This is a genomic window from Prosthecobacter sp. Pr1 (assembly GCF_057652315.1).
The window spans coordinates 47,680-60,962 of sequence record NZ_JBYFBS010000005.1; the positions used below are offsets into that span (position 1 = coordinate 47,680).

The 13,283-nt window shown below is 62.1% G+C and carries 9 protein-coding genes and 1 tRNA gene; 8 read left to right on the forward strand and 2 right to left on the reverse strand.

Annotation, left to right across the window (positions count from 1 at the left end):
* Positions 1–23 precede the first annotated feature (23 nt).
* The 8 genes from AC24GY_RS09825 to AC24GY_RS09860 are packed head-to-tail and all read left to right on the forward strand — an operon-like array spanning position 24 to position 12,122.
* Positions 24–1,511 (forward strand): sodium:solute symporter family transporter, encoded by a 1,488-nt coding sequence (locus tag AC24GY_RS09825; protein ID WP_487682419.1) that lies wholly within the window; start codon positions 24–26, stop codon positions 1,509–1,511.
* Entirely contained in the window at positions 1,508–2,365 is an 858-nt protein-coding gene (locus tag AC24GY_RS09830) for a PIG-L deacetylase family protein (protein ID WP_487682421.1), read from the forward strand. The genes AC24GY_RS09825 and AC24GY_RS09830 overlap by 4 nt, the downstream gene beginning before the upstream one ends.
* A 22-nt stretch (positions 2,366–2,387) precedes the next feature.
* Positions 2,388–4,073 (forward strand): family 10 glycosylhydrolase, encoded by a 1,686-nt coding sequence (locus tag AC24GY_RS09835; RefSeq protein WP_487682423.1) that lies wholly within the window; start codon positions 2,388–2,390, stop codon positions 4,071–4,073.
* A gap of 21 nt (positions 4,074–4,094) precedes the next feature.
* Positions 4,095–5,015 carry an aminotransferase class IV gene (locus AC24GY_RS09840; RefSeq protein WP_422318909.1) on the forward strand — a complete coding sequence of 307 codons (921 nt, stop codon included), beginning with the start codon at positions 4,095–4,097 and terminating at the stop codon, positions 5,013–5,015.
* A gap of 5 nt (positions 5,016–5,020) precedes the next feature.
* Positions 5,021–6,844, forward strand: a complete 1,824-nt coding sequence (locus AC24GY_RS09845) for a CocE/NonD family hydrolase (RefSeq protein ID WP_422318907.1) — start codon at positions 5,021–5,023, stop codon at positions 6,842–6,844.
* Positions 6,845–6,852: 8 nt separating this feature from the next.
* Positions 6,853–9,480: a prolyl oligopeptidase family serine peptidase gene (locus AC24GY_RS09850; RefSeq protein WP_487682426.1), complete on the forward strand. Its 2,628-nt coding sequence runs from the start codon at positions 6,853–6,855 to the stop codon at positions 9,478–9,480.
* 12 nt (positions 9,481–9,492) lie between these two features.
* Positions 9,493–10,992: a M81 family metallopeptidase gene (locus AC24GY_RS09855; protein ID WP_487682428.1), complete on the forward strand. Its 1,500-nt coding sequence runs from the start codon at positions 9,493–9,495 to the stop codon at positions 10,990–10,992.
* On the forward strand, positions 10,989–12,122 hold the full coding sequence (locus AC24GY_RS09860) for a mandelate racemase/muconate lactonizing enzyme family protein (RefSeq protein ID WP_487682430.1): 1,134 nt from the start codon (positions 10,989–10,991) through the stop codon (positions 12,120–12,122). The genes AC24GY_RS09855 and AC24GY_RS09860 overlap by 4 nt, the downstream gene beginning before the upstream one ends.
* Positions 12,123–12,726: 604 nt before the next feature.
* Here the strand turns inward: AC24GY_RS09860 and AC24GY_RS09865 are convergent.
* Together AC24GY_RS09865 and AC24GY_RS09870 are read right to left on the reverse strand one after the other, a co-directional pair.
* A tRNA-Phe gene (locus AC24GY_RS09865) sits at positions 12,727–12,799 on the reverse strand.
* A gap of 82 nt (positions 12,800–12,881) precedes the next feature.
* Positions 12,882–13,256: a DUF423 domain-containing protein gene (locus AC24GY_RS09870; RefSeq protein WP_422322472.1), complete on the reverse strand. Its 375-nt coding sequence runs from the start codon at positions 13,254–13,256 to the stop codon at positions 12,882–12,884.
* Between the last annotated feature and the right edge of the window lie 27 nt (positions 13,257–13,283).

The following is a 13,283-nucleotide window of genomic DNA, read 5'->3' on the forward strand; positions in this document are numbered from 1 at the left end:
CTCTCTCCCTTGTTCCACATCGCATGAGACTCTTGGACTGGCTCGTCATCGCAGCGTACGCCGGCGGCATGCTGGTCATCGGCCAGTACTATGCACGGCGCAACAAGACCACCGACGACTACATGCTCGGTGGCCGGCGCATGAGCCCCTTTGCGGTGGGGCTGTCGCTCTTCGCCACGCTGACGAGTGCGCTCTCCTACCTCGCGGTCCCTGGCGAGATGATCAAACACGGGCCGATGCAGCTCGTGCAGTATGCGATCTTTCCGCTGATCGGCATCGTCGTCGGCTGGGGCATCATCCCCTTCATCATGCGCCAGCAGGCCGCCAGTGCCTATGAGATGCTGGAGCAGCGCTTCGGGCCGAGCGTGCGCCTGCTCGGCGCCTCAATGTTCCTGTCCATGCGCCTGCTCTGGATGGCGACGATCCTCTATGCGACTTCTGACAAAGTCCTCGCCCCCATGCTCGGTCTCGGCCCGCAGGCAACACTGCTCGCCAGCGTGGTCATGTGCGTCGTCACGCTCATCTACACGGCAGAAGGCGGCCTGCGCGCCGTCGTCCTCACCGATGCAGTGCAGTCGTTGATCATGCTCGGCGGCGCGGTCGCGGTGATCGTGATTGTCACCGTGGATCTCGGCGGCGTCTCCGCATGGTGGCCGCATCAATGGGCGGCGCATTGGGATGAGCCGCGCTTTGGTTTCGACTCGACCACGCGCATGACATTCCTTGGCATGATCATGTCTTCATTCGCATGGTTTGTCTGCACCTTCGGCTCGGACCAGATGGCGATCCAGCGCTGGCTCGCCACGCGCGATGCACGGGCGGCTCGCAGATCCCTCTTCACCACGCTGGCTTCGGAAGCCTTGGTGGGCATCCTGCTCGGGCTGGTCGGCCTCTCACTGGTGGGCTATTTCACCCGGCATCCTGAATTGTTTACCGAATCCGCCAGCCTCGTCACCGGCGCTGACCGCTTGTTCCCGCGCTTCGTCATGGTCGGCCTCCCTGCTGGCATGACCGGCGTGATCATCGCCGCCGTGCTCGCGGCTGCCATGTCCAGCCTGTCGTCCGGCATGAACTCCTCCTCCCTGGTCATCACCGAAGACTTCATCGTGCGCTTCCGCTCATCACCGCTCACCGATGCCGGCCGCATGCGGCTGGCGCGCTGGATTTCCGCCACCATCGGCATCGCCGTGATCCTCATCAGCCAGCTGGTCAGCCGCATCGAGGGCAATCTCCTCGATGTCTGCTTCCGCGCCGTGAATCTGCTCACCGCACCGCTGTTCGTGCTCTTTTTCCTGGCCATGTTCGTTCGCCGGGCCACGACCTTCGGCGCACTGGTGGCTGCTCTGGCCAGCATCGCCACGGCCGTGTGCATCGCCTATGCCACTCCTCTGGGTCTGCCCCCCATCAGCATCATGTGGATCATGCCGGGATCGTTTGCCACGGGCGTGGTCTGCGGCAGCCTCGCCAGCCTGCTGCCCATCGGTCGGCCTTCAAAAAACATGGCACCATGAACCGCCTCCTCCACACGCTCATCGTTGCAGCAGGACTGACATGGTCATCTCCGCTACTGGCTCAGAATGCACCGCTCGACGTGCTGGTCATCGCTCCGCATCCCGATGACGAAGTGATCGGCTGCGCCGGTGTCATGCTCCAGGCGCTGGAGCAGCACCAGCATGTCGGCGTCGTGGTCATCACCAGCGGTGATGGCTATCCGGCCCTTGCAGCAGCCGCCGCCAAGAAGGACCGCGACCACCTCACTGCGGCAGATTTCATCAGCGCAGGCGCTCTGCGGCAGCAGCATTCCGTGCGGGCGCTGGCGCGCCTCGGTCTGCCGAAGGACGGCTTGATCTTCCTCGGCTATCCCGATTCAGGCTTGGAAAAAATCTACGCCATGGACGGCAGCACACCGTTCCGGCAGATGTTCACGCAGAAGAGCGCGACCTATGGCGTGACCGCGCCTGACTATCATTCCACCATGCACGGCCAGCCCGCGCCTTATCTCAAAGCAAACGTGGTGGGTGACATCGCGGAGATCATCCGCAACCGTCAGCCAAAGGAAATCTATGTCACGCATGAAGCCGACACCCATGGCGATCATCGCACGGCCTTCCTGTTCGTCCGCGATGCCATCCTCTCCGCCAGCTACCACGGCGATTTCTTCACCTACGTCGTCCATGGCGCTCCGCCCGCCGCCGCGCCAGACCGCCGCGTGACCCTGCCCCCCGCGCAGTTCGAAATCAAACGCGCGGCCATTCTAGATCACCAGCAGGGCACTTCACCCATCCATGACCACCTCGCCGATGAATACGCCAAACCCGAGGAGCTCTTCTGGCGCGTCCGCGTCGAGCCTTCATCATCGAAGTAAGACACACAACTTCCCCCATGATATGTCTTCACCTCTAAACCGCCGCACCTTCCTCCACACCAGCGCTGCCGCCTTGCTCAGCCCCCGTCTGCTCCACTCTGCCACCGCAAACACGCAGCCGGTGGAATTACCCGCCGCTCATCGCGAGTTGATGCAGCAGCGCCGCCGCCGCATCGTGGTACAATACGATGCCAATGACACGATGTGGAGCTACTGGAAGCACAACCGCAACGGCGACACCTCCTTCCCCCGCTTCAGCGATGCCGTCTTCTCCTATGCAGACGAACCCGGCAGTCAAATCGACGCCATCTGGTGGGACATCGGCGGCAGTCCGCTCGGATGTTCCTACCCCAGCAAGATCGAGCTCCCGGTGGACCATCCTCTGTTAAAGCAGTGGCTGCGTGATGGCGTGGACTGGGTCGAGCAGCTCATCAATGAAACCCGCCGCCGCAAGCTGGAGGTCTTCTGGAACCACCGTATCAGCGAAGTCGAATGCCTTCCCGAAGGCGGCCTCTCCAAGCAGCCGCATCCGCTTAAGGTCGCGCACCCCAACTGGGTCATTCCCGCCACGTGGTGGCCACAGGGCATGTGGAATCTCACCGCCGCCGGACTGCGTGAACACAAGGTGAACCTCCTGCGTGAACTCGTCACGCGCTACGATCTCGACGGCATCCAGATCGATTTCTCCCGCCACATTCCCTGCCTGCCCGTCGGTCATCAGTGGGAGCTGCGCGATCACGTCACCGAGTTCATGCGCATGGTGCGCATGATGCTACTCGACGTCGCCGAGAAGCTCGGACGTCCTCTCCTGCTGGCGGCAAAAGTCCCGCAAACGCTCGCCGGCTGCCAGGCCGACGGTTTCGATGTGAAGACGTGGGCGGAGCAGCATCTCGTCGATGTCCTCACGCTCGGCTCACGCACGATGGATGTCGATGTAGAAGGCATTCGTGCGGCGGTCGGCAAGACCGTGCAGCTTCAGCCCTGCGTGGACGATCATCACGCCACCGACGGCTATCGTTACGGTTCCATCGAGTACTTGCGCGGCGTCTTCGCCAATCACCTTCAACGCGGTGCCGACAGCGTGGTTACTTTCAACTGGTCCATCGGCACCGCCGCCGCCTGCCTCATCACCGGTTCTGAAGTTGGCCCGCCCTCACATCAGGCCGCCTACCATGAAGCGGGCACGCTGCAGAGCATGGCAGGCAAGGCCAAGTTCTTCGCCATCGAACGACGCGGCGGCTATCCCTGGGCCGACGGCTTCTTCAATCGCAACGACACCGCTCCCCTCCCCCATTCCTTCTCCGACGATCCACGCACCGCGAAGTTCACCCTGCACATCAGCGATGCACCACCCACTGACGCTGTGAAGACCAGCCTCACCCTCCGCTGCATTCTGTTTCAGGCCACCGAGGCCGATGTGTTCGAGCTTCGCTGCAACGGCACGCTGCTGTCCGTGACGACGCGTGATCCCGAATGGAAGGATGCGCAGATTTTCTCGCCCAAACCCCAGCCCACTTCCGGCTACAAACCACGTCCCGTGAATCCCAAACAACGTCTGCTGCGGCTCGATTGCGCCGTGCCGCTCAGCGCATGGAAGCAGGGCGTGAACGAAGTCGAAGCCCGCGTCTCCTCCGGAAAATCCGCCCTGCAGATCGAGAAAGTGGAGGCTCATGTGAAGTATGAGTTGGGCGCACCTGATCACCGCTGAGAACCCTTGTTTTAAAACCCTATGAACGAACCCGTCGTCTATCTGAACACCGGCTTCCTGCCCGCCTCGCAGGCCAAACTGAACATCTACGATCTCGGCATCGTCCTCGGCGCGACGCTCACGGAGATGACCCGCACCTTCCGCCATCAGCCCTATCGCGCCATGGATCATGTGGCGCGGCTCTACCGCTCCTTGAAGTATGCCGGCATCGCGCTGCCCCTGTCACCGGAGGAGATGCTGGCTAAAACGAACGAGCTTGCCGAAACGAACTGCAAGCTGCTGCGGCCGGACGAGGATCTCGGCATCGTCCATTTCGTCACCCCTGGAGAAAACGCGCTCTACGCCGGCTCCGCAGGCGCTGCAGGTCCCATGTCACCGACGATCTGCATTCACTCCTTTCCCCTGCGCTTCAGCATGTGGCGGCATCTTTTCGTCGAGGGCGCGCATGTTGTCACGCCCTCCATCCGCCACATCCCGCCACAATGCGTCGAGCCGAAGATGAAGAACCGCAGCCGCCTGCACTGGTTCCTCGCCGACAAACAGTCGCAGGCCGTCGATCCGCGCGCCATCACCCTGCTGCTCGATCTCGATGGCAACGTCACCGAGTGCGCCGGCTCCAACTTCGTCATCGTCAAAGACAGCACCATCATCTCCCCCACGACGCGCAACATCCTCTGGGGCGTCAGCCTGCAGACGGTGAAGGAGCTCGCAGCAGGCATCGGCATGCAGTTCATCGAAAAAGACTTCCAGCCCTACGATGTGATCAACGCCGACGAAGCCTGGCTCACCACCACGCCCTACTGCCTGGCCCCCTGCACCAAGATCAACAACATCCCCATCGGCACCGGCAAACCCGGCCTCTGGTTCAATACCATGCAGTCGGCCTGGAGCGAACGCGTCGGCATGGACATCGAAACACAGCTGATGCGATCCGCCCTTTGAACCTCATGAAGCCGCTCCTCATCTTCACCGCCATCCTGCTGGCGGCACTCGCCCCGCTTCATGGCGAAGCTCCCGATCCCGGCCAATACTCCGCCGAAAAGTTCGAGGTCAAAGCCACCCGCGGCCACAAGGCCGCCATGCGTGATGGCGTGAAACTGTCCGTGGATGTCGCACAGCCGAAAGCCGAAGGCCGCTTCCCAGCGATCCTGATCATCACGCCTTACAGCAACAATCCCGGCTTTCAGAAACGCGCCGCATGGTTTGCGAAACGTGGCTATGTCGTCGCCGTCGCAGACTCGCGGGGGCGGTTTGATTCGGAGGGCACCTGGGACCCATTTGATCCGAAGCACAAGACCGATGGCTATGATCTGGTCGAGTGGCTGGCCTCGCGCCCGTGGTGCGATGGCAAAGTCGGCATGATGGGACTGTCCTTCATGGGCTGGGCGCAGTGGTGGACGGCCACGCAGACTCCGCCTTCGCTGAAGGCCATCGTGCCGGAGGTCGCGCCGCCGGATGCCATGTTCAATGCCCCGTATCAAAACGGCGTGCTGGTTTCCTGGATGCTCGACTGGGGCGGTGCCAATGCGGGGCGTGTCGGCCAGACCATGGGACCGGGGCCGTATGGCGGCTTTGCCTCCGAAGAGCGCCGCCTCGCGGACTACATGCAGCTGCCCTACCTGAAGCTGAATGAACTGCGCGGCGCGCTTGATGCGCCATGGTTTGAGAAGTGGATTCGCGGCAACACGTCGTCGGATCCCTACTGGCAGGGCATCGCCTATCAAAAGCCGGAGGAGTATGCGAAAGTCACAGTACCATCCCTCGCGGCCACGGGCTGGTTTGATGCTGACTTTCCTGGCGCTCCGATGAACTTCCTCGCCATGAAACAGCATGGCGCGACCCTTGAGTCACGCCACCCACGCATGGTCATCGGCCCCTGGCAGCACATCATCAATTCCAGCCGCAAGCTCGGTGCCTTCGACTACGGCGAGCAGGCGGTCATCGACTGGGATGGCTATGTCTGCCGCTGGTTTGATCACTGGCTCAAAGGCATCGACAACAACGTGATGAACGACGCGCCGGTGCACGTCTTTGTCATGGGCCGCAACCAATGGTCCGCCGAGCAGGACTGGCCTCTCCCTCAGACACGCTGGACCAAGTATTACCTCCACAGCGGCGGCCACGCGAACTCCCTCAACGGCGACGGCACGCTGGGCACCTCACCGCCCGCAGCGGGAGAGCCCGCGTCCGACTCCTATGTCTATGATCCCGCCAAACCCACGCGCTCGCCCTTCACCGGCGGGCATCTGGAAGACGGCGCCGCCGACACGCGCAAGTCATCCGCCGGCCCCGACGTGTTAGTTTATACCACACCGCCGCTGGAGGAGGAAGTCGAAGTCACCGGCCCCATCACCGCCAAACTCTACGCCGCCACTTCCGCCCGTGACACCGACTGGATGGTCCGCCTCATCGACGTGCAGCCAGACGGCTTCTCCGCCATGCTTTGCGAAGGCGTCATGCGCGCCCGCCATCGCGACCCCGACCACAACGGCTCGTTCAATCCGGCGAAGCTCAGCCTCATCACGCCCGGTCAGGCCCATGAATACACCATCGAGTTCTGGCGGGCGACTTCCAACGCCTTCTTGAAAGGCCACCGCATCCGCGTCGAGATCTCCAGCAGCTTCTTTCCCTACTACCTGCGCAACCTCAACACCGGCGCGGACAACATCGGCCTCGAAACCACCAGCGTCGTCGCCACGCAAAAGGTCATGCACAGCACCGGCCAGGCCTCCCACATCGTGCTGCCGGTGATTCCTCGCAAACACCCATGAGCACGCAAATGAAAGCCCTTCTCTGCATCGCCCTCCTTCTCGGCCACTCTCGTGCTGCCGAGCCACAGGACATCGCCTTCAAATCCACGCTCGATGGCACCGAGCAGCGTTACGTGGAGATCCTGCCAGAATCCTTTGAGCCCATGATGGCGCATGATGTGTTGATCGCCTTTCACGGCCACGGCTCCGACCGTTGGCAGTTCATCAAAGACTCACGCGGCGAGTGCAAAGGACTGCGCGATGTTGCCGAAACGTTTGGACTCATCTTCATCTCGCCCGACTACCGCGCCAAAACCTCGTGGATGGGCCCCGCAGCGGAAGCCGATTTGCTGCAGATCATCAGTGAGTTGAAGAAGCGCCATCATGTGAACCGTGTCTTCATCGCGGGTGGTTCCATGGGCGGCACCGCCGTGCTGACCCTTGCCGCGCTGCATCCTGAATTGGTCGCAGGCGTGTGCAGCCTCAATGGCATCGCGAACCTCGTGGACTATGACAAGTTCCAGGACGCCCGCACGGCTTCCTATGGTGGCTCAAAAACAGAGAAGCCCGATGAATACAAAAAACGCAGCGCGGAGTTCTGGCCGGAGAATTTCACCATGCCGGCGGCCTTCACCACCGGCGGCAAAGATGATGTGGTGCCACCGCAGAGCGTGCTGCGACTTGCGGAAAAGTTGAAGCAGGCCAAACGCAAGGTCCTGAGCATCCACCGCGAAATGGGCGGACACTCGACGACCTATGAGGACACCGTCGCTGCGATGGAGTTCGTGCTCCGTGAGGCAGGCGCACTGACGTTTGAGCAGGAAGGTGTGTGGATGGCGAAACTAGCCACGTCTCCGATGATCCAACGTTCCAATGCCGAACGGGACCGTTTGACCGCAGACATGGGCCTTTTCTCCGCAGCGGTGGAACACGCACTGTCCTTCGACACCGCCTTTTCACCCTCAGACATCCGGCTCATCGAACGTGCCGTCGAGCGCAACAAAGAACGTGCCGTCTCTGCGACGGCTCCGTGGACCACCAAGCACGGCAAAGTCATTCGCGGCTACGTCTCCGCCATCGATGGCTCAACGCAGCCCTACGGCGTGATCATTCCCAAGAGCTACGACGGCTCCAAACCCATGCGGCTCGATGTGGTGCTGCACGGCAGCTCCAAACCCGTCGGCATGAGCGAGCTGAAATTCATCAGCCGTTTCGATGAAGGCGACGAAGAAAAAGGCAACGCACCCGATATGGACTACATTGAGCTTCACCCGCTCGGCCGCGTGGAAAACTGCTACCGCTGGGCCGGCGAGACGGATGTGTTTGAAGCCATCGAGGCCGTCTGCCGGAACTACAAGATTGATCGCGACCGCATCGTGCTGCGCGGCATGTCGATGGGCGCTTCCGGCACCTGGCACCTCGGCTTGAAGCACCCGGACCGCTTCGTCGCCATCGGCCCCTATTGCGGATACGTGGACACGCACCGCTTCTCAGAAACTCCGATCCCCGGCTTCATCAAGGTCGGTCCGCTGCCACCGCATCAGGAACTCGGCCTGCACATGCTCGACTCCGTGGACTACGCCGCAAACGCCACCATGGTCCCGGAGATCGCCTGCATCGGCGACAAAGACACCTTCTTCCAGGCGCACGTCATCATGGGCCAGGCCTTCGCCAAAGAGGGCGTTCCATTCACCAATCTCATATCGCAGGGCACGGGGCATGTCATTGATCCCAAGACGCACGCCGAGCAGATGCGCCGCATCGCCGATTTCGCTGCGAAGGGTCTCAATCACGATCCGCAGCAGCTTCGCTTCGTCACCTGGACGCTCAAATACAACCGCTGCCACTGGCTCGAACTCCTCAGCCTCGGCAGGCACTACGAACGCGCCGAGTTCCGCGCCAGCGTGACTGCCGATGCCATCGACGTCAGCGAAGTCCGCAACATCACCCGCTTCGCCATCCATCGCCCCATCATCAAGCTCCGCATCGCCGGTGCCGACATCCCGCTGCCGCCGCACCAAACCTCCGACGCCCTCGTCTTCACCAAAACGGGCGACACCTGGCGCTGCGATGGCCCACGCAAAGAGATCAAGCTCACCGGCAAGCAACCCGGCCTGCAAGGCCCCATCGACGACGCCTTCGCCACGCCATTCCTCTGCGTGCGCGGCACCGGCAAAGCATGGAACCCCGCCGTCAACACCTGGGCCGCCGCCGAATTGCAACGCTTCGAATACGAATGGGCCCGCTACATGCGCGGCCCCCTGCCCGTGAAGGACGACTCCGAAGTCACCGAGGACGATGTGCGCGACAAGCACCTCATCCTCTTCGGCGATCCCGGCAGCAATTCATGGATCGCCAAAACTCTGCCGCAGCTCCCGCTCACATGGACTCGCGACGAGCTTCGGCTTGGCATGGAAGTACAATCCGCCCAAGATCATTCCCCAGCCTTCATCACCGCCAGTCCGCTCGCCAAAAACCGCTACCTCGTCATCAACAGCGGCCACACGTTTCACGAACAGGAATTCGCCGCCTTCAACTACCTTCTCTTCCCTCGTCTCGGCGACTGGGCGGTGATCAAGGTGGGCGCAGAGGAGAAAATCATCCGCGCCGGCTACTTTGACGAGGAATGGCGGAAGGCTGGCGTTGTTGCACCGTAGAATAGCTTTCTCATGCCCCGAATTCTCATCGCCGAATGCAAACAGGAAGTCTCCACCTTCAATCCCTTCTTGAGCGGATACGACGACTTCACGCTCCGTCACGGCCAGTCCATTCTCGACTACCACCGTCAGGTGCGCAGTGAAGTCGGCGGAGCCTTGAGTGTGTTGGATGCAACGCCCGGCGTGGAACTCGTTCCCACCTGCAGCGCCCACTTCATCACCTCGGGCGGCACGCTCGCGGATGTGGCCTTTGAGCGCATCGCGGACGAGTTGCTCTCCAGCATCAAGGCCGCACCGCCGGTGGATGGCATCTACTTTTCCCTCCATGGCGCAATGGCAACGCAGAGCCTGGATGACCCGGAAGGCTGGCTGCTGCAGCAGACGCGCAAGATCGTCGGCGAGCACGTGCCCATCGTCATCTCGCTCGATCTCCACGGCATCCTCACCGACCTCATGCTCGAGCAGAGCGATGCCGCCGTGGCCTTTCACACCTACCCCCATGTCGATTTCTTCAGCACCGGCGAGCGTTCCGCGCGCCTGCTCCTGCGCATCGTCGCTGGCGAGGTGAAACCCGTCACCGCCAAGGTGCGCGTGCCCGCCCTCGTGCGTGGGGATGAACTCATCACCGCCTCCGGCTCCATTCGTCACGCCGTGAATGCCGCGATGCAGGTCGAGCAAAGCGCAGGCGGACTCTCCGCCGCGATGATGTGGGGCAATCCCTTCACCGATGTTCCCGCCCTCGCCTCGAACAGCTTCGTCGTGACGGACAACGATCCCGCCCTCGCCGAACGCGAAGCCCTGCGCATCGCCAGCTTGTTCTGGGAACATCACGAAAAGATGCAGGTTCCCCTCACCAGCCTCGCGGACGCCGCGCGTCAGACAAAAGAGAATACCTCCGGCACTGTCGTGCTGGTCGATGCCGCAGATGCCACAAGCTCCGGCGCTTCCGGCGACAGCAATGCGATCCTTCGCGCCCTGCTCGACGCAGGCTATGCCGGCACCGCCCTGATCCCCATCGTCGATCCCGCTGCGGTGGAAGCCGCCTTGCGCGCCGGTATTGGCCATGCAGTCAAAACCACCGTCGGCGGCGCGCTGGATCCCGCCCGCTTCACACCACTTCACATCAAGGGAAGCGTGCGCATGCTCTCAGACGGCTGGTTTCACAGCGAGACCACCCGCGAGCTCTGGCAGGCCGGCCCCACTGCCGTGATTCAGACCGGCGACATCACGCTCATCGTCACCAGCCGCGCGGTCAGTCTCTATGATCGCGCCCTCTTCCTCGCGCACGGTTGCGATCCCCAGCACTTCGGCGCTGTCGTCGTGAAGTCGCCGCAGTGCGAGCGCCACATGTTCAAAGACTGGGCCGCACGCTACATCGATGTGGATGCGCCCGGCTCCACCAGCGCCAATCTCCGCAGCCTCGGCCACACCCGCTGCGCCCGCCCCATCTTCCCGCTCGATACTGAAGTCCCCTTTCAACCCCAGGCCAAGCTCTTCCAACGTCACCCATGAAAATCCGAGAAATCCGCTGCGCAGGTTTGCGCGGAGCCACCCCCGAAGGCGGCTGGAGCAACGAACTCCGCCCCGAAGACTGCGTCCACACCCTCATCGCCGTCCACACCGATGAAGGCGCCGTCGGTCTCGGCAGCGTCTTCACCAACGATGCGCTCGTCCGTTCCGCTCTGGCCGTGCTCGAGCCACTCTATCGTGGCGAGAACGCCCTCGAACCCGAGCGCGTCAGCGAGAAGCTGCATCAAAACATGTTCTGGCTCGGTCGCGGTGGCTCCATCACCCACACCATCAGCGGCATCGACATCGCCTTGTGGGATCTCCTCGGCAAGGCCACCGGGCAGCCCGTCGGCCGCCTCCTCGGCGGTCGCTATCGCGAGCGCGTGCAGCCCTATGCCTCGCTCCTCATGGATGAGCCCGAGAAACTGCGTGACCACCTTCTCAAGGTGAAAGCCCAGGGCTTTCGCGCCTTCAAAATCGGCTGGGGTCCCTTTGGCCGCCGCAATGCCGCCACCGATGAAGCCATCGTCCACGCCGCACGTGAGGCTGTGGGCCCCGATAGCAAGCTTATGGTCGATGCCGGTGGCAGCGACGCGCACTGGACCAACGGCTACAAGTGGGCCCTCAACACAGCGAAGATGCTCGCCGATTACGACGTGCACTGGTTTGAAGAAGCCCTCACGCCCGACTCCCTCGAAGACTTCGCCAAACTCCGCGAGCACTCACCCGTGCAGATCAGCGGCGGCGAGGTCCTCACACGCCGTCAGGCCTTTCAGCCCTTTCTGGAGGCACGCGCCTTCGACATCATCCAGCCCGACGTCACCAAAGTCGGCGGCATCAGCGAAGAGCGCCGCATTGCCTGGATGGCGCAGGAGCACGGCGTGCAGTTCATCCCTCACGGCTGGAACACCGCCGTCGGCCTCGCCGCAGATCTCCATCTCGCCTCCGCATTCCCCGGCACCGATCTCGTGGAATACCTCACCGGCTCCCCCTTCATCGACGAAATCACCCTCGGCGGATGGACCCTCGATGCCGACGGCATGCTCGCCATCCCCACCACCCCCGGCCTCGGCCTCGAGCTCGATCCCGACGTCGTGAAAAAATACACCGGCGGCGTGAAGCTCCTGGATTGAGGCTCCCGTTCCAGACGACCGCGCAGCATCCATCTGCAAAAGCAGCCCCTCGCAAAATGGCAGCGGGTGACGCGTGGCAGTCGATCTCCGCAGTGGATGATCTGTGGCCCAGAACCAAACCACTCCAATTGGAATTGATACCACGAGCCATTAATAACAGGTCTGTGTGCTGGGCCCGGCGAAGAGGTTTTCTCAAACCGTTGCGAGACCAGCGCTCTGGGCGTAGGTCGGTCGTGTTTGGCGTCAAGCGTGTGTCCATCGCCTGCCGCCTCCTGCGCCAAACCGCCCGACTGCGAGGACGTTCCTACGCCGGGGTGTTTGCCATACGCTCATAGACGGGCGGGCTTCGCCACGACCGTCCTACGCTGTCATACCCACCCCATCTCGCGAAAAGGGCGGCTTGCCTGCAGGACTCGTTTTCAACTGAGCGTGGTATGACAATCACTGCTGGTGTCCCGGCACCTTGAATGATGCCAAGAAAAAAGACACGGGCGGAGAGAAGCGGCTGGTCTGATCGCACCTTGGATCGGTGCGGTGATCGTGGCTCTGTTCAAGCGTGTGAAACTTGACGCATTCAGCGCCACCACCTCTTCAAATCAAGAGGTGGCTCGGGACGGAATCGAACCGCCGACACGGGGATTTTCAATCCCCTGCTCTACCGACTGAGCTACCGAGCCTCTGACTTGAAGGGCCGGTATAGGAGCAAGCTCCCATCATGACGCAACGTGTTTTTCGCATGTCGCGCAGATTACTTCGCACTTATTTTCCTTTCGCCGACATCGCGATCAAAACCCAGGCAGCCATGAAGCTCAATCCGCCCAGTGGAGTGACGGCTCCCAGCCATTTCGTTCCGGTGTAGGCAAGCACGTACAGCGAGCCACTGAACAGCAGGATGCCCGTGAAAAAAAGGCGCCAGGCCCAGACCATGATCGGTTTGCTGCTGGCCAGCAGCGTGAGCAGCAGCAGCACAACGGCATGCGGCAGCTGATACTGCACCGCAGTCTCCCAATGGGCGAGTTCTCCAGCAGCCACGAGTTTGTCATGCACGGGCCCATGGGCGCCCGAAGCCCCCAGAGCGATGGCGAGGAAGCCCATGAGGGCGGAAAGGCGAAGGCGGAAAGGATCTGGCTGCATAAGAAGGAAATGACGAATGCAGAATGA